At 62.0% G+C, this 21625-nt stretch carries 18 protein-coding genes and 1 pseudogene; 16 read left to right on the forward strand and 3 right to left on the reverse strand.

Annotated features, from left to right (window positions below; translation table 11 throughout):
• Positions 1 to 169: 169 nt before the first annotated feature.
• Positions 170 to 988 carry a hypothetical protein gene (locus IGS61_RS20020; protein ID WP_230541253.1) on the forward strand — a complete coding sequence of 273 codons (819 nt, stop codon included), beginning with the start codon at positions 170 to 172 and terminating at the stop codon, positions 986 to 988.
• Between the two features lie 69 nt (positions 989 to 1057).
• On the opposite strand, the gene yihA is transcribed toward IGS61_RS20020, so the two are convergent.
• Positions 1058 to 1795 carry a ribosome biogenesis GTP-binding protein YihA/YsxC gene (gene yihA / locus IGS61_RS20025; RefSeq protein ID WP_230541254.1) on the reverse strand — a complete coding sequence of 246 codons (738 nt, stop codon included), beginning with the start codon at positions 1793 to 1795 and terminating at the stop codon, positions 1058 to 1060.
• Positions 1796 to 1981: 186 nt separating this feature from the next.
• On the opposite strand from yihA, the gene IGS61_RS20030 reads away from it, so the two are divergent.
• The 5 genes from IGS61_RS20030 (at position 1982) to IGS61_RS20050 (ending at position 7876) form a co-directional block, all read left to right on the forward strand.
• Positions 1982 to 2653 carry a c-type cytochrome gene (locus tag IGS61_RS20030; protein ID WP_230541255.1) on the forward strand — a complete coding sequence of 224 codons (672 nt, stop codon included), beginning with the start codon at positions 1982 to 1984 and terminating at the stop codon, positions 2651 to 2653.
• Positions 2654 to 2838: 185 nt separating this feature from the next.
• The gene (locus tag IGS61_RS20035; protein ID WP_230541256.1) at positions 2839 to 4935 is read left to right on the forward strand and encodes a cytochrome c biogenesis protein ResB; all 2097 of its coding nucleotides are present in this window, start codon (positions 2839 to 2841) and stop codon (positions 4933 to 4935) included.
• 64 nt (positions 4936 to 4999) lie between these two features.
• Positions 5000 to 6151: a c-type cytochrome biogenesis protein CcsB gene (ccsB, locus tag IGS61_RS20040; RefSeq protein WP_230541434.1), complete on the forward strand. Its 1152-nt coding sequence runs from the start codon at positions 5000 to 5002 to the stop codon at positions 6149 to 6151.
• 84 nt (positions 6152 to 6235) lie between these two features.
• Positions 6236 to 7213 carry a protein-methionine-sulfoxide reductase catalytic subunit MsrP gene (gene msrP / locus IGS61_RS20045; protein WP_230541257.1) on the forward strand — a complete coding sequence of 326 codons (978 nt, stop codon included), beginning with the start codon at positions 6236 to 6238 and terminating at the stop codon, positions 7211 to 7213.
• Positions 7214 to 7222: 9 nt separating this feature from the next.
• On the forward strand, positions 7223 to 7876 hold the full coding sequence (locus tag IGS61_RS20050) for a sulfite oxidase heme-binding subunit YedZ (protein WP_230541258.1): 654 nt from the start codon (positions 7223 to 7225) through the stop codon (positions 7874 to 7876).
• Here IGS61_RS20050 and lptM read toward each other — a convergent pair.
• Positions 7873 to 8055 carry an LPS translocon maturation chaperone LptM gene (gene lptM / locus IGS61_RS20055; protein WP_230541259.1) on the reverse strand — a complete coding sequence of 61 codons (183 nt, stop codon included), beginning with the start codon at positions 8053 to 8055 and terminating at the stop codon, positions 7873 to 7875. The two genes, IGS61_RS20050 and lptM, sit on opposite strands and share 4 nt — an antisense overlap.
• A gap of 40 nt (positions 8056 to 8095) precedes the next feature.
• On the opposite strand from lptM, the gene cyaY reads away from it, so the two are divergent.
• Positions 8096 to 8425 carry an iron donor protein CyaY gene (cyaY, locus tag IGS61_RS20060; protein ID WP_092802037.1) on the forward strand — a complete coding sequence of 110 codons (330 nt, stop codon included), beginning with the start codon at positions 8096 to 8098 and terminating at the stop codon, positions 8423 to 8425.
• Between the two features lie 67 nt (positions 8426 to 8492).
• Here cyaY and IGS61_RS20065 read toward each other — a convergent pair whose 3' ends face one another.
• The gene (locus tag IGS61_RS20065) at positions 8493 to 10838 is read right to left on the reverse strand and encodes a penicillin-binding protein 1A (protein ID WP_230541260.1); all 2346 of its coding nucleotides are present in this window, start codon (positions 10836 to 10838) and stop codon (positions 8493 to 8495) included.
• A gap of 302 nt (positions 10839 to 11140) precedes the next feature.
• Here IGS61_RS20065 and pilM point away from each other — a divergent pair, with 302 nt between their 5' ends.
• The 9 genes and pseudogenes from pilM to nrfD all read left to right on the forward strand — a co-directional run bounded on the left by pilM (position 11141) and on the right by nrfD (position 21617).
• Positions 11141 to 11773, forward strand: coding sequence for a pilus assembly protein PilM (gene pilM, locus IGS61_RS20070; protein ID WP_230541261.1), 633 nt, complete (start codon positions 11141 to 11143; stop codon positions 11771 to 11773).
• Positions 11770 to 12330, forward strand: coding sequence for a PilN domain-containing protein (locus IGS61_RS20075; RefSeq protein WP_230541262.1), 561 nt, complete (start codon positions 11770 to 11772; stop codon positions 12328 to 12330). The genes pilM and IGS61_RS20075 overlap by 4 nt, the downstream gene beginning before the upstream one ends.
• A gap of 15 nt (positions 12331 to 12345) precedes the next feature.
• Positions 12346 to 13377 (forward strand): pilus assembly protein PilP, encoded by a 1032-nt coding sequence (locus IGS61_RS20080; RefSeq protein WP_230541263.1) that lies wholly within the window; start codon positions 12346 to 12348, stop codon positions 13375 to 13377.
• 92 nt (positions 13378 to 13469) lie between these two features.
• A pseudogene (locus IGS61_RS20085) lies at positions 13470 to 14795 on the forward strand (type IV pilus secretin PilQ); the annotation flags it as partial.
• Between the two features lie 121 nt (positions 14796 to 14916).
• Entirely contained in the window at positions 14917 to 16785 is a 1869-nt protein-coding gene (locus IGS61_RS20090) for an Ig-like domain-containing protein (protein ID WP_230541264.1), read from the forward strand.
• A gap of 102 nt (positions 16786 to 16887) precedes the next feature.
• Positions 16888 to 18507, forward strand: coding sequence for a bifunctional shikimate kinase/3-dehydroquinate synthase AroKB (gene aroKB / locus IGS61_RS20095; protein WP_230541435.1), 1620 nt, complete (start codon positions 16888 to 16890; stop codon positions 18505 to 18507).
• A 1-nt stretch (position 18508) separates the two neighbouring features.
• The gene (locus IGS61_RS20100) at positions 18509 to 19645 is read left to right on the forward strand and encodes a deoxyguanosinetriphosphate triphosphohydrolase (RefSeq protein WP_230541265.1); all 1137 of its coding nucleotides are present in this window, start codon (positions 18509 to 18511) and stop codon (positions 19643 to 19645) included.
• Positions 19646 to 19790: 145 nt separating this feature from the next.
• Positions 19791 to 20501, forward strand: a complete 711-nt coding sequence (gene dsrO / locus IGS61_RS20105) for a sulfate reduction electron transfer complex DsrMKJOP subunit DsrO (protein WP_086139026.1) — start codon at positions 19791 to 19793, stop codon at positions 20499 to 20501.
• A 3-nt stretch (positions 20502 to 20504) separates the two neighbouring features.
• Positions 20505 to 21617 carry an NrfD/PsrC family molybdoenzyme membrane anchor subunit gene (gene nrfD, locus IGS61_RS20110; protein ID WP_230541266.1) on the forward strand — a complete coding sequence of 371 codons (1113 nt, stop codon included), beginning with the start codon at positions 20505 to 20507 and terminating at the stop codon, positions 21615 to 21617.
• The last annotated feature ends 8 nt before the right edge of the window (positions 21618 to 21625 follow it).

The following is a 21625-nucleotide window of genomic DNA, read 5'->3' on the forward strand; positions in this document are numbered from 1 at the left end:
AGGGACTCTGGCACTATGGCTGCCCTGTAAGATTATTTTTGTTGCTACACAGAAAGCACGATTCATTTTGCATGACACGACCCATTTGATGGCTGCCGATTCCGATGTTTGCCCCACCTGCGGGCAAGTCATCCAGCCACCACCGGCCTACGGGTCCAGGACCAGCACCATGCGCAAGGTGGCGCTCGGCGTGTCCGTCTTGCTGCACGTGCTGCTGGCCGCGTATGTCCTGCTGCGCAGCGACACCATCGAAAAGATTCCGCCGCCGAAGAAGGAAAGCGCGATGGTCTACATTGCTCCCCTGAAGGACAAGCCGCAACCGAAGCCGCAGCCCAAGCCCACACCCAAGCCCACGCCGAAACCGAAGGACACGAAAGTGGCCAAGGTGAAACCACCGCCGGCGCCGAGCAAGCGCGTGGTCACAAAAGACGTGCCGCGCGACAAGCCAAAACTGGAAACATTTACGCCGCCGCTGGTGTCGAAAGTGCCGTTGCCGCCGCCGCCCGCCGAAGACATGAGTGCGATGATCGAGCAGCGCCGCAAGCAGCGTCAGGCGCAAAATCCCGCGCCGCTGGCCGAGGAAAGCGAAAACGACCGCGCCATGCGCGTGGCCAAGGCGAATATCGCCGGCGCGCAGGGACGCAATTCCGGCAGCGACCGCGAGGATTCGGGCGGCGTGTTTTCCATCGTCAACCAGACCTCGTTCAGCGCGGAAGTCAAGTTCAAGGGCTGGAATGGCAACTTCAAGCGCAACTGGCTGAAGCAGGAAAAAGTGGAACTGGGCAATGAGCCCGATATCGAGACGGCCATCCTGAAGAAGATGATCCAGCTGATCCGTGCCGAAAAGCCCGGCGATTTCGTGTGGGAATCCCGCCGCCTGGGACGCAACGTCAACCTCAGCGCCCGCGTGGAAGACACGGCTGAGCTGATGGCCTTCCTGCGCCAGGAATTCTTTTCCGAGAAGCGCCCAGGGCCGGGACGGCGCTAAACGTCCAGCGCAATAAAAAAGGCTGCACCGTGTGAACGGGCAGCCTTTTTTACGCAGCGTTGATCTTGATCAAGCCGGTTTGTCCGCTTCCGGCTCGACGTCGTCTTCCATCTCGATCAGGTCGACCATCTGGGCCGCGCCGTCTTCGCTGATGCCGGCCAGTTCCATGATCTTGTCATTGGCTTCGTCGATGCCGACTCTTTTCAGGGCCGAGAACAGTTGCACGGTGAACGGGAAGCCGACGCCGTCTTCATCCACGTAGCTGTCGAGCTTGGCTTTCGCCTGGCGCAGCGCGTTGACCGATTCATTGCGGTTCAGCTTATCGACTTTCGTCAGGATGCAGTGAATTGGTTTACCCGTCGGGGCGAACCATTCCAGCATCTGGATGTCCAGGTCGGTGAAGGGACGGCGCGAATCCATGATCAGGATCAAGCCCGCCAATTGCTCGCGGCGCTGCACGTAGTCGCCCAGCAGGCGCTGCCAGTGCAATTTGGCCGAGCCCGATACTTCCGCGTAGCCGTAGCCCGGCAAGTCGACCAGCAGGCATTCGATCTCTTCGACGATGGTGGCATCCTTGCGGTGCTGCGCCACGTGGGCGCCGCCGATGGAGAAGTAGTTGATGTGCTGGGTACGGCCAGGTGTCTTGGAGGCGAACGCCAAGCCTTTCTGATTACACAAGATGTTGATGGCGGTCGATTTACCGGCATTGGAGCGGCCGGCAAAGGCGATTTCCGGCACCGTGGTATCGGGCAGGTCACGCAATTGGTTGACGGTCGTAAAGAAGCGGGCTTGCCAGAGTTTTGACATGGGAGTAGTAAAGCAACAAAAGGGAGCGATAAGGGAGCGATAACGCCAAGAAGCTATTGTACAATAAGGGGTTGTTTATTGTTGCCGGCGTAGCAGCGATGCGGCTTGCGGCCCTGAAAATAAAGCAAAAATCAACAGGGCGCGGCAATGTCCACCACTAATTTCTCACTGTCTCAGGGTGCCTGAATGAATCGTGCGTTTTCACCGTTTATCAAATCCATGCTGCTCGCTTTGCTGGCTGTATCGGCAACTGCTTCCGCGGTCGAAGCACCGAAACCGGCCGTCAAGGCCGATGCCGCCAAGGGCGCTACCCTGTACGCCGATGGCGATGCGGCGCGCGGCTTGCCTGCCTGCGTCTCCTGCCATGGCGCGGCCGGCAATTCGACCATCACGGTCAATCCGAAGCTGGCCGGCCAGCACGAAAGCTATATCTACAAGCAACTGGTCGACTTCACCACGCCGGAGCGCAGCCAGCCCGTCATGACGACGTACGCGAAGATGCTCAGCGACGCCGACAAGAAGAATATCGCCGCCTACCTGGGCGCGCAGGTGTCCAAGCCGGGTGCCGCGAAAAACAAGGATACGATCGACCTGGGCAAGAAAATCTACCGTGGTGGCATTGCTTCCAAGCAAGTTGCCGCCTGCGCCAGCTGTCATGGCGCGATGGGCAATGGCATTCCCGTCCAGTATCCGCGCATCGCCGGCCAGCACCAGGATTACACGGTGGCCCAGCTGACCATGTTCCGCAGCACCAAGGCTGATGCCCGCAAGAACAGCGCGCAAATGCACACCATCGCCGCCCGCATGTCGGATGACGAGATTGCCGCCGTGGCCGATTACATCGCCGGCCTGAAGTAAGTTTTCATATTGGCAAGCGATTGCCAGGCGCAGCAGCGCGCATGAACAAGGGCGGCCGTCTCCACAGGCTGCCCTTTTTCATGGCAGGGGCCAAACAGGAGTATGCTGCCGCCTTGCGCGGAGAAACTACCTGCTCCATGCCTACATTTTCTTGAAGATTGCATATTCCGTATGAGTATCCACGTATGAGCACTGGCACGACTGGAATCGAGTTAAAGACCCAACGCCGCAGCCTGGCTGAATTCGTCGAGCTGGTCTCGTCGATGCGCTTTGCCATCAGCCTGCTGACCCTGATCGCCGTCGCCTCCATCATCGGCACCGTGCTCAAGCAAAACGAGCCCATGCCCAATTATGTGAACCAGTTCGGTCCGTTCTGGTTCGCCGTCTTCGACAAGCTGAGCCTGTATTCCGTGTATTCGGCCTGGTGGTTCCTCGTCATCATGGGTTTTCTGGTCGCCTCGACCTCGCTGTGCATCGTGCGCAATGCGCCGAAGATGCTCAAGGACATGCGCAGCTGGCGCGAAACCGTGCGCGAGCAATCGCTGCGCAATTTCCACCACAAGCTGGAATGGCAGGCGCCGCTGCCGCGCGCCGTGCTGGCGCAGCAGATGGTGATGCGCCTGAAAGACGCCGGCTACGGGGCCAAGGTGGTCGAGAAGGACAACGCCACCCTGGTGGCCGCCAAGCGGGGCGCGGCCAATAAATGGGGCTATATCTTTGCCCATGGCGCCATCGTCATCATTTGCGTGGGCGGCTTGCTCGATTCGGAAATGCCGATCCGCGTACAGCAATGGTTCTTTGGCAAGACGCCGTTTTCCGGCAGCGGCGTGATCGCCGATATTCCCGCCCAGCACCGTTTGAGCCTGTCGAATCCTACTTTCCGCGGCAATACCATGATCCCGGAAGGCTCGTCGAGCAACACGGCCATCATTCCCCAGGCCGATGGCGTGCTGATCCAGGATTTGCCCATCACCATCCTGCTGAAGAAATTCCACATCGATTTCTATAGCACGGGCATGCCCAAGCTGTTCGCCAGCGATGTGGTCGTCACCGACCATGCAACGGGAGAAAGTTTCCCCGCGACCATCAAAGTCAACCAGCCGTTGCTGTACAAGGGCCTGGCCCTGTACCAGTCCAGCTTTGAAGATGGCGGCAGCAAGCTCAAGTTGACTGGTTTTCCCATGACGGGCAAGACGACGAAACGCTTCGATATCGGCGGCGAAGTGGGCGGCAGCACGCCGCTCGAGCGCAGCGACGGCAATTCCTACACGGTGGAATGGTCGGGTTTCCGTCCGTTTAACGTGGAAAACCTCAGCGCGGGCCAGGATGTGCGCGCCGTCAGCAAGGCGGAAAGTTTCAACGATAAATTCGCCGTCGGCCTCGATAAACGCCTCGGGTCGGCCGCGAAGAACGCGCATAACAAGGATCTCAAGAACGTCGGTCCCTCGGTGCAATACAAATTGCGCGACAAGACGGGCCAGGCGCGCGAGTACCAGAATTACATGCAGCCCGTCACGGTCGATGGCACGACGGTGTTTCTGGCCGGCATGCGTGTCAACCCCAGCGACCCGTTCAGCTATCTGCGCATTCCCGCCGATGACAATTACAGCGTGAACGAGTGGATGCGTTTGCGTGCCGCGCTGCAAGATCCCGCGCTGCGCCAGCAGGCCGCCGCTCGCTATGCGGCGCGCGCCATGCCGCAGGCGAACGCGGAAGCCTTGCGCGGCCAGTTGCAGGAATCGGCGGCGAAAAGCCTGGGTATCTTTGCCGGCAATGGACAAGAGGGCGGTTTCCTCGCCATTTCGCGTTTCCTGGAGAAAGTTCCGACGGCCGAGCAGGAAAAAGCGGCCGATATCTTCATGAAAATCCTCAATGGCAGCCTGTGGGACTTGTGGCAGGCGGCGCGCGCCCAGGATGGCTTGAAAGCCATTGAGGCCGATGATAAGCACGGCCGCTTCCTGCAGCTGGCCACGAATGCGCTGTCCGACAGCTTCTTTTATGGCGCGCCCGTGTATCTGCAACTCGACGAGTTTACGGAGATCAAGGCGTCCGTGCTGCAAGTGACGCGTTCGCCGGGCAAGAGCGTGGTCTACCTCGGTTGCCTGTTCCTCGTGATCGGCGTATTTTCCATGTTTTATATCCGCGAGCGCCGCCTGTGGGTGTGGATCAAGGATGGCGAGGGCGGCAGCGAAGCCCTGATGGCCATGAGCACGCAACGCAAGACCCTGGATTTTGAAAAAGAATTTGAGACTTTGAAGGCAAAGCTGCCGCAATCGGCGTAAGCTGCGCTGAGTTGGATTGGCTGAGTTTCGGGACGCTTGCGCGTCGCCGGGAATGGAGAAAATGATGGAATTGGCAAACAAGCAAATATATACGCAGGAACCAGGATTTTTCAAGCGCCTGAGCCTGATCGATTGGCTGTATGGTGCCGGCTTGCTGGCCGCCTCGCTGTTCGGTCTGATGCGCTTTGGCGCCTTTATGGATATCTACGAAAAAGCCATCCTGCTGGCCGCGGCGCCCACGTTCGCGTGGCTGGGCTGGTACTGGAAGCCCGTGCGCTGGCTGATCCCGCTGGCGGCCGTGCTGTCGCTGTTCGCCATCGAACTGTACGCGGGCCATCTGGACATGGCGAACCAGAAATTCTTCCTGAAATACATCTTGTCGAGCCAGTCCGCCATCCTGTGGATGGGCACCCTGTTCGTGCTGTCGACCCTGTTCTACTGGATCGGCCTGGTGGCGCGCTCGGAATTCGGCTCGTCCGTCGGCTCCCTGCTGTGCTGGGCCGGCGTGGTGCTGGGCCTGACGGGCATGCTGGTGCGCTGGTACGAGTCTTACCTGATCGGCGCCGACGTGGGCCACATTCCCGTGTCGAACCTGTATGAAGTGTTCATCCTGTTTTCCTTGATCACGGCCATGTTCTACCTGTATTACGAGCAGCACTACGCGACGCGCCAGCTGGGCGCCTTCGTCATGCTGGTCATTTCCGCGGCCGTCGTGTTCCTGATGTGGTACACGGTCACGCGCGATGCGGCGGAAATCCAGCCGCTGGTGCCGGCCCTGCAAAGCTGGTGGATGAAGATCCACGTACCCGCCAACTTCATCGGCTACGGCACCTTCGCCCTGTCGGCTATGGTGGCGGCGGCCTACCTGCTCAAATCGAGCGGCTACCTGGTCGACCGCCTGCCGTCGCTGGAAGTGCTCGACGACGTCATGTACAAGGCCATTTCCGTCGGCTTCGCCTTCTTCACGGTAGCGACCATCCTGGGCGCCCTGTGGGCGGCCGAAGCATGGGGCGGCTACTGGTCGTGGGACCCGAAAGAAACGTGGGCGCTGATCGTCTGGCTCAACTATGCAGCCTGGCTGCACATGCGCCTGATGACGGGCTTGCGCGGCCGCGTCGCCTCGTGGTGGGCGCTGGTGGGCTTGCTGGTGACGACGTTTGCCTTCCTGGGCGTGAATATGTTTCTCTCCGGCCTGCATTCTTACGGCAAGCTGTAATTCATTTTTGCATGACAGAAGCGTCATGAACGGCCCGGGAAAACTGGTGTAAGGTACAAATAATCACCTTTTCCCGGAGCCGCCATGTTGATCAAGCGCAGTCCCAACGGCATTGAGTTGCCGTATTCTTCCGAAATCACGCCGCGCGCCGTGTTCGAATCGCGCCGCAGTTTCATCAAGCAAGTGGCGCTGGGCACGATGTCCAGTGCGGCCCTGCTGGAAATGGCCAGCCGCGAAGCGTTCGCGCAAGGCACCAATCCCAAGCTGGCTGCCAAACTCAATCCCGCCTATTCGGCGCTGGAAAAGCAGACGGCCTATAAAGACGCCACCAGTTACAACAATTTCTACGAGTTCGGCACGGACAAGAGCGACCCGGCGCAAAACGCGGGCACCCTGCGCACGCGTCCGTGGACGGTCAGCATCGAGGGCGAAGTCAAGAAACCCATGACCCTGGACCTGGACGCGCTGCTGAAGCTGGCGCCGCTGGAAGAGCGCGTGTACCGGCTGCGCTGCGTGGAAGGCTGGTCGATGGTGATTCCGTGGGTCGGTTATTCCTTCTCGGAAATCATCAAGAAGGTCGAGCCGACGGGCAATGCCAAATATGTGGAATTCATCACTCTGGCCGACAAGAAGCAGATGCCGGGCGTGGGCAGCCGCGTGCTGCAGTGGCCCTATACGGAAGGCTTGCGCATCGATGAAGCGAACCATCCGCTGGCGCTGTTGACCCTGGGCATGTATGGCGAAACCTTGCCGAACCAGAATGGCGCGCCCGTGCGCATGGTCTTGCCGTGGAAATATGGTTTTAAATCCGCCAAATCCATCGTCAAGATCCGTTTCGTCAAGGAACAGCCGCGCACGTCCTGGAACCTGTCGGCGCCGTCCGAATACGGTTTTTATTCCAACGTGAACCCGAACGTCGATCATCCGCGCTGGTCGCAGGCGTCCGAGCGGCGCATCGGCGAAGACGGCTTTCTCGCGCGCAAGCGCAAGACCCTGATGTTCAACGGCTACAACGATGTTGCTTCCTTGTACGCGGGCATGGATCTGAAGAAGTTCTTTTAAGGAAAGACCATGGCCTTCAACCCCACGCCGAGACAATTGTCGCTCTTCAAAAGCCTGGTTTTTCTGCTGGCGCTACTGCCGTTTGCGCGCATGGTCTGGCTCACGTACACGGGGCAACTGGTGGAGCCGCTGGAATTCATCACGCGCGGCACGGGCGACTGGACCCTGTATTTTATCTGCATCAGCCTGGCGGTGACGCCCTTGCGCCGCTTCACGCAATGGAATTGGCTGATCAAGCTGCGGCGCATGCTGGGCCTGTTCGCGTTTTTCTACGCGGCGCTGCACTTCACCACGTTTTTATGGTTCGATCACTTTTTTGATGTGCAGGAAATGTGGAAGGATGTGCTCAAGCGGCCATTCATCACGGTGGGTTTTATTGCCTTCGTGCTGCTGATTCCGCTGGCCGTGACGAGCACGAACGGCATGGTGAAACGCCTGGGGGGCAAGCGCTGGCAGTGGCTGCACCGGTTGATCTATGTCATCGCCCCGCTCGGTATCTTGCACTTCTGGTGGATGAAGGCGGGCAAGCACAATTTCGCGCAACCGATCCTGTTTGGCAGTATCGTCGCGCTATTGCTGTTAATGCGTGTGTATTTTTTCTGGAGCAAGCGCGTCAAAAATGCCAGGGCGGCGAATGCCGCCACCCCGGTGCGCTCCGTTTAGGTCGCCGGCACGATCACCGGCGGCGGCGGCACGGGCGCCGGTTTGACGGGGCCTTTGGCCGGTGCGCCCTTGGCCGCTGGCGGCTTGGGCAGGTACAGGGGGCCGGGCTGGCCGCAGCCGGCCAGGACGCTAGAAACCACAATGGCGGTGCCGATATAAAACGCTGAGGATGACTTCACGATTAGAATCACGGTTTGATTAAGATCTTTGGAGTGTAGCATGAGCGAATCGGAATTCCTGGCCCTGGCCGAAGCCACCCTGACCCAGATCGAGGCGGCGCTGGACCGGCTGAACGATGAAGACGTGCTCGACGTCGAATGCAGCCGCAGCGGCAATGTGCTGGAGATCGAATTCATCGATAACGGCACGAAAATCATCGTCAACAGCCAGGCCCCCATGCGCGAAATGTGGGTGGCCGCCCGTTCCGGCGGTTTCCACTACAAGCGCGTGGGCGACGAATGGATCAACACGCGCGACGGTTCGGAACTGTTTGCGGCCTTGTCCAGCATGGCCAGCGAGCAGGCGGGTGCGCCGGTGGTATTGAAGTAATTGTTTTAGCCGCGCGCAATCAAAAAGGGCAGCCTCTTCAGGCTGCCCTTTTTTGCATCAAACGATCTTAAAACAACTCGTTCTTGACGGCTTCCTTGGCTTTTTCTTCCTCCGGCGTACCGCGCGCCGCGCCTTCCAGGCTGCCTACGCCCGTGCCCGGTGGATTTTCCGCATAGTAATACTCGTCGCCCACGTGGATCAGGCCTTCCGGCACGGCGCGTTCCTCCACGGGAATACTCTTCAATGCCTTGGCCATATAGTTGATCCAGATCGGCAAGGCCAGGCCGCCGCCCGTTTCCCGGTTGCCCAGGTTGCGCGGCTGGTCGTAGCCGATCCAGGCGATGCCCACCAGCTTGGCCTGGTAGCCGGCGAACCACGCGTCGATGGAATCGTTGGTCGTGCCCGTCTTGCCGGCCAGGTCAGGGCGCTTCAAGGCCATGGCTTTATTTGCCGTGCCGAAGCGCACCACGTCGTTGAGCATGCTGTTCATCATGAAGGCATTGCGCTCATCGATGACGCGGTTGGCTTCCTCGCCCGCCAGGTCCGGCTTGGCTTGCGACAACACATTGCCGTCGCTGTCGGTCACCTTGGCAATCAGATACGGGTTGATCTTGTAGCCGCCGTTGGCGAACACGGCATACGCGCCCGCCATCTGCAGCGGCGTCACGTTGCCGGCGCCCAGGGCCAGGGTCAGGTACGGCGGGTTCTTGTCCGCGTCAAAGCCGAAGCGCGTCGCGTATTCCTGGCCATACTTGGCGCCGATCTTGTGCAGGATGCGGATGGAAATCATGTTCTTCGATTTCATCAGACCCTTGCGCATGGTCATCGGACCGTCGTATTTGCTGTCGTAGTTCTTCGGTTCCCATGCCTGGCCGCCCGTCTGGCCCGCGTCGAACGAGATCGGCGCATCGTTGATGATGGTGGCCGGCGACAGGCCCCGTTCCAGCGAAGCGGAATAGATGAAGGGCTTGAAGGCGGAACCGGGCTGGCGCCACGCCTGCGTGACGTGGTTGAACTTGTTGCGGTTGTAATCGAAGCCGCCCACCATGGCGCGGATGGCGCCGTCCGTGGTGCTGGCCGAGACGAACGCCGATTGCACTTCCGGCATCTGCGTCAAGACCCAGGTGTTGCCTTCCTGCATGACGCGGATCACGGCGCCGCGCTTGATGCGGCGGTTCGGTGCCGCTTTTTCCGACAGCCAGGCCGCGCCAAAGGTCAGGCCGGGGCCGGTAATGGTAATTTCCTCGCCGGCCGAGGTGACGGCCTGGATGGACTTGGGTGACGCCTGCAGCACCATGGCGGCGATGATGTCATCGCTGTCCGGGTGGTCGGCCAGTTCCGTTTCGATCGCGTCATCGGCTTCGGCCTTGGTTTTCGGAATCTCGATATATGCCTCCGGGCCGCGGTAGCCGTGGCGTTTCTCGTAATCCATCACGCCCTTGCGCAAGGCGATGTAGGCGGCGTCCTGGTCGGCCTTGGTGATGGTGGTGTAGACGTTCAGGCCGCGCGTGTAGGTGTCTTCCTTGAATTGCTCGTAGACAAGCTGACGCGCCATTTCCGACACGTATTCCGCGTGCACGCCGAAGGCGCTGCTGTCGGTTTTCACTTTCAGCTCTTCATTCTTGGCTTCCGTGTACTGCTCTGGCGTGATGTAGCCCAGCTGCGCCATGCGTTGCAGAATGTATTGCTGGCGCATGCGCGCGCGCTTCGGATTGACGACGGGGTTGTAGGCCGATGGCGCCTTCGGCAAGCCAGCCAGCATGGCCGCTTCGGCCACGGTGAGGTCCTGGATGTTCTTGCCGAAATAGATTTGCGCGGCCGACGCGAAGCCGTAGGCGCGCTGTCCCAGATAAATCTGGTTCATATACACTTCGAGGATCTGGTCCTTGCTGAGGTTTTTCTCGATCTTCCACGCCAGCAAGACTTCATACGCCTTGCGTTTCAGGGTCTGTTCGCTGGACAGGAAGAAATTGCGCGCCACCTGCTGCGTGATGGTCGACGCGCCTTGCTTGGCGCCGCCCGTCAGGTTGTGCAGGGCCGCGCGCGTGATACCGAGGTAATCGACGCCGCCATGCTCATAGAAGCGGTCATCCTCGATGGCCAGCACGGCTTTCTTCATGACATCGGGAATATCCTTGATGTGCACCATGTTGCGCCGTTCCTCGCCGAATTCACCGATCAGCACACTGTCGGACGTGAACACGCGCAGCGGCATCTTGGGCTTGTAATCGGTCAAGGTATCGAGCGCCGGCAGGTTCGGATAGGCCATGGCCAGGCCAAAGACCACCAGCAAGACGCCGACGATGCCCAGGCCCAGCAGCGATACCAGGGCCATCAGCAGAAAACGTTTGGGTTTGCTGCCCTTGGTGGGCGGCTTCGAGCCAGCGGAGCCAGCGGAGTTTGAAGATGTCATGCGTCGTATGTCTTTCGGTTAATTATGCCGGCCAATTATAAGCGAGCTTGCCGGGGTGGCAGCGCGCCGTGGCGCTTGCCCGGGGGCAGTGTCGAAACTTGCCGATACTCTATATAAGCGTGTATGGGCCCGCTGGCAACCAGGATTTGGTAACAATTATTCTGCGCCAGATCACGGCCGGGCCAGATAGGCGCCGCGTACCGCAGACTCCGGCGTGAAATCCATTTACAAGCCAGCGCTGCCAGGACTAGGCTTTCGAATGGCAGGAACTCCTCCCACGCTGACGTTTCTCTATGAAAAACATGTCTATCAGCAATTTTTTTGGCGCCGGCTTGCTGGGCGTCGACATCGCGGACGATGCCGTGCGCGTGGTCGAGTTGCGGCGCCGGCGGGGAAAACTGTCGTGCCGGCATTGCGGCAGCGCCGCACTGGCTGCTGGAATAATGCTTGAAGGCAGTGTCGATGATCTGCCGGGCCTGGCCGATGCCCTGCGCCAGGCCCACCGCGACAGTGGCAGCGGCTGCACGCGGGTGGCGCTGGCCATGCCGGCCACGGCCCTGATCACGCATGCGATCCGCTTACCCGCAGGCTTGCCGGAGGAGCAGCTGGAAATCCTCGTGGAACTGGAAGCGGCGCAATACATGCCGTTTGCGCTGGAAGACGCCAGCCTGGATTTTGTCACTCTCGGCCCCGCGCCGCCGCTGGCCGGCACGACAGGCAAGGAGGTCGACGTGCTGCTGGTGGCGGCGCGGCGCGCCACCGTGCAGCGCCGTCTCGATGCGGCCACGGCGGCGGGTTTGCTGGCCGTCGTCATGGATAGCGAGGCGCTGGCCTTGCAGGCGGCGCTCGCGCAGGGGGGCTGGCAAGCCTTGCCCGACGGTGGCGTGGCCTACCAGCTGGCCTGGGGCCTGGCCTTGCACCGGTACACCCGATGACGGTCCGGGCGCAAGTGCTGTGCATCAACCTGTTGCCGTATCGTCCCGCGGCACGGCGCAGGCGTATTCAGCTGCTGCTGTGGCAACTGGCGGGTGGGGCGTTGCTGGGCTTGCTTGTGGCCCTGGGGGCCGGAGCCTGGCTGCGGCACCAGCTCAACGCGCAGCTGCACCGCCAGGAGGGCTGGCGCAATGCCATGCAACAAGTCGAGGTCGTCCTTGCCGCCGGTAAGCGGGTGCAGGGCGAGACGGCGGCGCTGCTGCTGCGCCAGCAGGCCATCGCACATTTGCAAGAGCAACGCAATGCCTGGGTCCGCATGCTGGACGCGCTGGCGCGGGCGATGCCGGCTGGCGTGGCCTTGCACAGTGTGCGCCAGGAAACGGCGATGGTGCGCTTGCAAGGGCATGCCGTTTCGCAGGAAAAGGTCGCGGCACTATTGTTGGCGCTGGCGCAGGCCGTGCCCTGGTCCAGGCCGGAAGTGCTTGAAGTGCGCGGCGCGGCAGATGGCGCCGTGGAATGGACGATACGGCTGGCGTTGGCACCCGCTGGGCAATCTTAGTCGTGGAGGTTGATCATGCTGAGCTTGAAGACCGCGTCGCTGTGGCCGTTACCGGGGCGCCTCGCTTGCGCTGTCCTGGTCGGCATGCTGGTGGCCGCGCTGCTGCACGCCGCGTGGCTCGATGGCCTGTTGGCGGCCGTGCAGGCGGGGCAAGGCGAGGAGGCCCGCCTGCACGCCGCTTATTTGTCGGCGCAGGCCAGGGCGAAGCAGTTGCCGCAGTGGCGCGCGCAGCAGCGCCAGGCCGGCGCCGAGCTTGCCCTCCTGGAACAGCAACTGCCCGACCAGCAGGCGATGGCGGTGCTGTTGACGGATATCGATGCCGCAGGCCAGTCGCGCGGCTTGCAATTTTCGCTGTTCAAGCCGGGCGCGGCCCAGCCGCAAGCACCGTATGTTGCCTTGCCGATCGCCATACAGTTGCGCGGCAGCTATCATGCCATGGGCGCGCTGCTGGCGGATCTGGCGCGCTTGCCGCGCATCGTCACGGTGCATGAGCTGGCCTTGAACCTCGGCAAGGATCGCTTGCTGACCCTGGATGCCGTGCTGCACGCGTATCGCTTGCCCGAAGCGGGAGAACGGGCGGCGCAAGCGGCTTTGGCGCCCAAGGCAGGCACGCCTGTAGCCGCAGCGGCATGGCGCCCGCTTGCCGCTGTCACGCCGCATCCCTATGAGGCGGCCGCGCTGGCCGATCCTTTCAATGCATTGCCGCCAGCGCCCGCGCCGGGTCAGCGGGGCAACGTGGCGGGGCCCGACCCGCGCCGCGTGCGTGAACCGCTGGAAAGCGTGGCCTTGCCTGCCATCAGCATGGTGGGCAGCGTGCAGCAGGACGGGCGCCTGAACGCGCTGCTGCTGGCGGGCCAGCGCGTGTACCGGGTGGCGGTGGGCCAGTATCTGGGGCAAGACCACGGTGTGGTGACGGAGATCAGCGAACAGGCGGTGCAGTACCGTGAATTGCTGCGCGAGGCGGATGGCCCGTGGCGCGAGCGGCGCGGCAGCCTGGCCTTGCAGGTGGCGGGGACGAAAGCCAGCCTGCCCGAGGCGGCGCCATGAGGCCGCGCCGCATGCTCCTGGCCGTCATGCTGTGTCTGCATGCCTGCGGCCTTGCCCAGGAGGCGGTGGTGCACGTGTCGGCCCCGCGCCCTTACGCGGGCGAGAAGATCTCCGTCGATTTCCAGAACGTGGGCGTGCGCGCGGCCCTGCACATCCTGGCTGATGCCTCCGGGCAAAACATCATCGCCAGCGACAGTGTGGCGGGCAATGTGACGCTGCGTCTGCGCGACTTGCCGTGGGACCAGGCGCTCGACGTGCTGTTGCAGGCCAAGGGCCTGGACATGCGGCGCAACGGCAACGTGCTGTGGATCGCGCCGCGCGAGGAAATGCTGGCGCGCGAAAAGCTGGAGCTCGAAACGCGCGCGCAGATTGCCGAACTCGAACCTTTGCAATCGGCCATCTTCCAGCTCAATTACCAGAAGGCCGAAGCGTTCCGCACCGTGTTTGGCCTCGATGCGGGCGAGGGGCGCAGCCGGCTGCTGTCGCGCCGTGGCAGCGTGCTCATCGAGCCGCGCACGAACCAGCTGTTCGTGACGGACGTGCCGGCGCGCCTGGAGCAGATCCGGCAACTGATCGCCAAGACAGATATTGCGACGCGGCAAGTGATGATCGAGGCGCGCATCGTCGAGGCGAACGACAGTTTCAGCCGCAACCTCGGTGCGCGCCTGGGTTTTACGGACCAGCGCCTGGCGGCGGGCCAGCTGCCCGGTTTTTCCCTGGGCGGCAGCGGGCGCCGCGCGGCCATCGGCGGCACGTATCAGGGCGTGGGCGAGGCGACGGGGCAAACGGTGGCGGGCAGCGGCGCCTTCGTGCCGAACACGCAATTCGTCAACTTGCCGGCCGCCAGCATCAACGGCTTGCAGCCGGCCAGCTTCGCCCTGAGCCTGTTTTCGGCGGCCGCCAACCGCTTTTTGAATCTGGAACTGTCCGCGCTGGAAGCGGACGGCAGGGGCAAGATTATTTCCAGCCCCCGCGTGGTGACGGCCGACAAGGTGCTGGCGCTGATCGAGCAGGGCATCGAGCTGCCGTATCAGGTGGCCACCAGCAGCGGCGCCACGTCGATCACGTTTCGCAAGGCGAATTTGCGCCTGGAAGTGACGCCGCAGATTACGCCGGACGGCAACGTGGTGCTGGAAGTGGACGTCAACAAGGATAGCGTGGGCCAGGAAACGCGCTCCGGCTTCGCCATCGACACCAAGCACGTGCGCACGCAAGTGATGGTGGAAGACGGCGGCACGGTGGTACTGGGCGGCATTTATCAGCAATCGGAACGGGGCACGGACAGCAAGGTGCCAATTCTTGGCGACATCCCCGTGTTCGGTGTTTTTTTCCGCAGCACGGGCCGCAGTCAAGAAAAAACGGAACTGATGGTGTTTATTACGCCGAAAATAGTGGCAGATCGGCCAGCAACACGTTAATGTCACATCTTTACGTTTAAGTAACAATGCAAACGAAAGCGGACTGATGGCGACTATGCGGAATTTTTCTTTAGGTAATACTTCTTGGAGTAGGGTATCGAATTGGCTGCTCTTGCTGGTCATGAGCGCTGTGCTGGCCGCTTGCGGCGGCGGTGGCGGCGATCCGACCATCGATGGCGGCAAGGGCGGTGGTACCACCGGTGGTGTGGCCGCGACGGTCACGGTGAGCCTGTTGAACGCGGCTGGCCAGCCCAGCAATGCATTGAGCAGCACGACGCCGCTGACGGCCAAGGCGTTGGTGACCGATTTGAACGGGAAACCGATCAGCGACGTGTTGGTGGCATTCTCGACTGACAATACCATGGCAGTGATGTCACCATCGGTAGGGACGGCACTGACCGATGCGACAGGTACGGCCAGCGTAACGCTGCGTCCTTTCAGTCTGTCGGCCAGCGGCGCCGCCACATTGCGGGCGACCACGACGGCCAATGGTGCCGTTGCCAGCAGCCAGATCAATTATGTGCTGGGAGCCACCGACCTGAGTGCGGCGAACATGCGGTTTTCGCCCGCCAGCATCCCGGCCTATGGCACCACCAACGTCACGGTTGATGTCATGGCTGGTACCAGCCTGTACACGGGATCAGGCCAGACGGTCAATTTCAGTTCGACTTGCGTGGCGGCCGGCAAGGCTAGCGTGACCAGCGGCGTGCCGGTCGTCAATGGCAAGGCCACAGCTGTTTTCCGCGACCTGGGTTGCAATGACTACGATATGGTCAATGCCACAGTGCCGGGCAGCGCTTCCATGTATCACGCGACGCTGCCGATCGGCCGCGTCGCGCCGGCATCGGTACAATTTTCCAGCGTCAGTCCGGTCGGCAAATCGATCGTGATTCAAGGGCAGGGCGGCATAGCGCGCACGGAAATGGCTACGCTCACTTTCCGCGTATTCGATACTTTCAACAAACCGCTGGTCGGCCAGGAAGTGACGTTTTCGTTGTTGAACGGCCCTGGCATGACGCTCAATAAAGTGAAAGACACGACGGATGCCAATGGTGACGTCATCACCACCGTGAATTCCGGCACCACCCCGACCACCTTCCGTGTCAAGGCCAGCCTGGCCTCTGGCATTTCCACCTTGTCCGATTCCATCCTGGTAACGACGGGTTTGCCTGTGCAAACGGCGTTTTCGCTCAGCTCCGTCAAGTCCAGCGTGGAAGGCTGGTCGTATGACAGCCCCTTAGGCACCCCTGCCACGACCGTCACTATCTTGCTGGCAGACCAAGCGGGCAACCCTGTTCCTGACGGCACACCGGTGGTATTTCAGAGCAATTTGGGCGCCATCGGCTCGTCCAGCATGGGCGGCTGCACTACCATGAATGGCGGCTGCTCGGTCGACTTCCGCAGCCAGAACCCGCGTGTGGCGACCAATCCACCTGTCACGCCCTGCAATGATGTCAGCAATGGCGGCACGGCCGACAGCCTGTGGCCCGGTCTTGCTACCGTCTGCGCCAGCACTTCGGACGGCAACAAGACGTTGTCCGCGAAGATCGCCATCTTCCTGAGCGGCAGCCGGCCCGAGAATGTCATGCTGTTCGATCAGTCGGCCCAGGTAAGCCTGGATCGCAGCACCTATGATCTTGGAAGCGTTTCAGCCGCTGCAGTGCGTCAATTCAGCTTGAGATTCAGCGATTTGCATCAAAACCCCATGCCCTCCGGGACCACGGTCGCGATCACGAATATGATCAATGGCGTTGGATCCATCACTCCGGACAGCATACAAAATATCTATCCGCACAACACGCTTGGCGTGGATGACCGTACCGGAGGCAACATTCAAGGTAACCAGGGAGGCCGGCATGCCGTTACAATTAACAGCCTGACGCCGACAAATTGTGTAGCGAATGTGGTCAGCACGTTTAATGTAACAGTGACGACGCCGCTGGGTAACGCCACCAGTTACCCGTTTAGACTGACATTCTCCTGTCCTTGACGTAAGGGGAAACGGGCGCCGTAGAGGCGGCGCCTGCTTATTTTCTGATTGATATAAAAAGTGTCCGAAATTTCCAACAGTAATATCTTTCTTGTCGGCCTCATGGGCGCAGGCAAAACCACGATCGGGCGCATCCTGGCCCGCAAGCTGGGCTTGCGCTTTGTCGATTCCGACCACGAAATCGAGGCACGCACGGGAGCGACCATCCCGTGGATCTTTGAAATCGAGGGGGAGGCCAGCTTTCGCCGGCGCGAGGCCGAGGTCATCCGCGACCTGAGCGCCCAGGAAGGCATCGTCATGGCCACGGGCGGCGGCGCCATCCTCAACGCCGACAGCCGCGCCTACCTGAAGGAGCGGGGCACGGTCGTCTACCTGCGCGCCAGCGTCAGCAACATCCTCGCGCGCACCAGCCATGACAAGAACCGCCCGCTGCTGCAGACGGCGGACCCGCGCAAAAAGCTCGAGGAATTGACGGCGCAGCGCGAGCCCCATTACATGGAAGTGGCCGACATTGTGATCGACACGGGCCGTCCTAACGTACAATCGATGGTCCAGACCATCCTGATGCAGCTGGCCAGCCTCGAATGCGAGGCCTCGCCCAACTGCGTCATTCATGCAGAGCCTTCGATGAACGAGCAATCCAAAATGTTGTTGAGCGTAGACCTCGACGAACGCAGTTATCCGATCGCCATCGGTCCCGGCCTGCTGGCCGACGCCGATGCGCTGCTGCGCCATATCAGCGGCCACAAGGTGGCCATCGTCACCAATACCACCGTCGCGCCCCTGTACCTGGGCCGCCTGCAGGCGGCGCTGGCCAGCGATGGCCGCGAAGTGATCAGCATCGTCCTGCCGGACGGCGAAGAATATAAGAACTGGGCCAGCCTGATGCAGATCTTCGACGCGCTGCTGGCCAATAAATGCGACCGCAAGACCACCCTGGTGGCGCTGGGCGGCGGCGTGATCGGCGACCTGACCGGCTATGCAGCGGCCAGCTACATGCGCGGCATCGGCTTCGTGCAGGTGCCGACCACCCTGCTGGCGCAGGTCGATTCTTCCGTCGGCGGCAAGACGGGCATCAACCACCCGCTGGGCAAGAACATGATCGGCGCCTTCTACCAGCCGCGCGCCGTGATCGCCGACACCTCGACCCTGGAAACCCTGCCGGCGCGCGAGCTGTCGGCCGGCCTGGCCGAAGTGATCAAGCATGGCGCCATCATCGATGCGGCCTTCTTTGACTGGATCGAGGCGAACATGGCCAAGCTGATGGCGCGCGACAAGGGCGCCCTGGCCTATGCGATCGCCCGCTCGTGCGAAATCAAGGCCGACGTGGTGCGCCAGGACGAACGCGAAGGCGGCTTGCGCGCCATCCTGAACTTTGGCCACACCTTTGGCCACGCCATCGAGGCGGGCCTGGGCTACGGCCACTGGCTGCATGGCGAAGCCGTCGGCTGCGGCATGGTGATGGCGGCCGACCTGTCGTGCCGCATGGGCTATATCGACCAGGCGGCCGTCGAGCGCGTGCGCAAGCTCGTCGCCGCCGCCGGCTTGCCCGTCAAGGCGCCGGACCTCGGTGTCGCGCGCTGGCTGGAACTGATGGAAGTGGACAAGAAGAACGAGGGCGGTGCCATCAAGTTCATCCTGTTGAAGCCCCTGGGCAGCCCATGCATCACGTCCGCGCCGCATGAACTGGTGCTGGCCACGCTGGCCGCCGGAGTGCAATAACATGCTGCCCGAAGACTTCCTGGCCCCCTATGCAGCCCATTCGGCACAGGGGCAGGGACGTCGCTTTGCCGAAGCGGCGCACGCCTCGCGCAGCCAGTTCCAGCGCGACCGCGACCGCATCATCCATTCCTCGGCCTTCCGCCGCCTCGAATACAAGACCCAGGTTTTCCTCAATCACGAGGGAGACCTGTTCCGCACGCGCCTGACGCACAGCCTGGAAGTGGCGCAGGTGGGCCGCTCGATTGCGCGCAACCTGCGCCTCAACGAAGACCTGGTCGAAGCCATCGCCCTCGCGCATGACCTGGGCCACACGCCGTTCGGCCACGTGGGCCAGGACGTGCTCAACGAGTGCATGCAGGCGCACGGCGGCTTCGAGCACAACCTGCAAAGCCTGCGCGTGGTCGACACCCTGGAAGAGCATTACGGTGCCTTTGATGGCCTGAACCTGATGTTCGAGACGCGCGAAGGCATATTAAAACACTGCTCGCTGGCGCATGCGCGCGAACTGGGGCCCGTGGCCCAGCGCTTCATCGACCGCACGCAACCGACCTTGGAAGCGCAGCTGACCAACCTGGCCGATGAAATCGCCTACAACAGCCACGATATCGACGACGGCCTGCGTTCGGGCCTGATCACCATCGCGCAGCTGGAAGAGGTGGAGTTCTTCGGCCGCCTGTGGCGCGACGTGCAGCAGGCGTTTCCCGGCCTGTCGGGCCGGCGCGCCATCTACGAAACCCTGCGCCGCCTGATCACGGCTCTGGCCGACGACCTGATCGTCACGTCGACCACCCTGATTGCGGACGCCGCTCCCCGCGACGTCAGCGAAGTGCGCGCCAGCCCGCCATTGATCCGTTTTTCGGACACCATGCGCAAGGATGCGACGGAGCTCAAGCGCTTCCTGCGCGCGAACCTGTACCGCCACTACCAGGTCAACCGCATGCGCGTCAAAGCGAGCCGCATCGTGCGCGAACTGTACGACAGCTTCATGGCCGAACCGGCCTTGCTGCCGCCCGACTATCAGGTCAGCGGCGATGATGTGACCAAGCAGGCGCGCAAGATCGCCGACTACATCGCCGGCATGACGGACCGCTACGCGATCCGCGAGCATCGCCGGTTGTATTCGCTCGACGAGCTGTAGGCGCATTACCCCCATTCTTCTCCTCTGTCAATTGGCATGATCATCTAGATACCCACCCGATCACCCCAATATCCGTACGGCAACTTCTTTTCTATCATGGCAGCAAGTCAACAAGGGCTTGCCGCCCATAGTCAAGGAGAGTGTCATGATTGAATCGCGCCGCAGTTTCTTGCGCGCCTTGCCAGCCGTAACCATCGGGGCGGCCATCGCGCCGCTGCCAGGCAAGGCCGCCACCAGGGGCGAAGGCGGCCAGCGCTGGGCGATGGTGGTCGATGTGCAGAAGTGCATCGGCTGCCAGGCTTGCACGGTCTCCTGCATCATGGAAAACGCCGTCCCGGAAAACAGCTTCCGCACCGTCGTCTCGACCTATGAAGTCAAGGAAGAGAACCGCTGCGGCACCTACATGCTGCCGCGCCTGTGCAATCACTGCGCCAATCCTCCCTGCATCCCCGTCTGTCCCGTGGGCGCTACCTTCCAGCGCAAGGATGGCGTCGTCGTCGTCGACGGCGACCGCTGCGTGGGCTGCGCCTACTGCGTGCAGGCCTGCCCGTACGATGCGCGCTTCATCAACCACGAGACGGGCAAGGCCGACAAGTGCACGTTCTGCGCGCACCGCGTCGACGAAGGCTTGCTGCCGGCCTGCGTGGAAACCTGCGTGGGCGGCGCGCGCATCTTCGGCGACCTGAATGATCCGGAAAGCATGGTGCACCAGCTGCTGACCGAGAACAAGGTCAAGGTGCTGAAACCCGAGCAGGGCACCCAGCCCCACGTGTTCTACCTGGGACTGGACACGCGCTTCGCCGGCCACGTCGAAGGCGAAGCGACTCTTTGGCAACCGAGCAAACACGGGAAATAAACCATGGACAGCCACATCACCGAAATTCTCAACGTCACGCGCGAAGCGGCATGGCTGCCGTGGGCGGTGCAGTATTTTTTCCTCATCGGCCTCAGTTACGGCAGCTTCATGCTGACCTTGCCGTACTTCGTCTTCGGCCGCAAGGCGTATGAACGCCTGGGACGCATCGCGCTGCTGGCGTCCCTCGTTTGCGGCATGACGGCACCCGTGGCGCTGCTGGCCGACCTGCACGGGCCGGGGCGCTTCTACCATTTCTACATTTACTTCCAGCCGCAATCGTGGATGTCGTGGGGCTCGTTTTTCATTCCCCTGTATCTTGGCTGTCTGATGCTGTACGCGTGGCTGGCGCTGCGCGTGGACTTCGCCGCGCGGGGGCTGGGCCAGGACCGCCTGGCCTTTGCCTACCGCCTGCTGGGACGTGGCGGCGCCGCATCGCGCAAGGCCATCGTCACCGCCGCCGCCTTCACCTTGCTGGCCGCCTTCGTGGTGGGCCTGTACACGGGCATGGAAGTGATGGTGGTGCGCGCCCGTCCGCTGTGGTTTACGCCTTTCCTGCCGGCGCAATTTGCCGCCACGGCCTTTGTCGGAGCGGTGGGCCTGGCGCTGCTGTTCAACCGCTTCCTGCCGGACCGCGACCAGGCGCTGGAAGTGTCCCTGAACCGCGCGCTGGCCCTGTCGCTGGCGCTGGTGCTGGCCCTGGGCGGCGGCTGGCTGTTCGTGAGTCTCTCTGGCGTAAGCGCCAGCCACAGCATGGCCTTTACCCAGGTGGCCGGCATGCCGCAATGGCAGTTCACGGCAGTGTGGGCGGTGCTGTCGTCCATCGTGCCGATGGCGCTGGCCATCTGGCGCCCGGCCACGAGTGGCCTGGCCAATGGCCTGATCGCACTGCACAGCGCCTGGATGATGCGCTGGACGATTTTCATCGGCGGCCAGAACATCCCGAAAACGGGCGCGGGCCTGTACGACTACCACCTGCCGATGGGGAACGATGGCTTGATGGGGATTATCGGCACGGCCGGCCTGTGGATCGCGCTGCTGTTGCTGATGCTGGAATTTTTGCCATGGGCCGGACGCGTCGTCGCTGCACGCGGCCGTCCCGCCATGGCCACGCACTGAGGAGTCAA

The organism is Janthinobacterium sp. FW305-129 (assembly GCF_020858115.1).
Classification (GTDB): Bacteria; Pseudomonadota; Gammaproteobacteria; order Burkholderiales; family Burkholderiaceae_D; genus Janthinobacterium.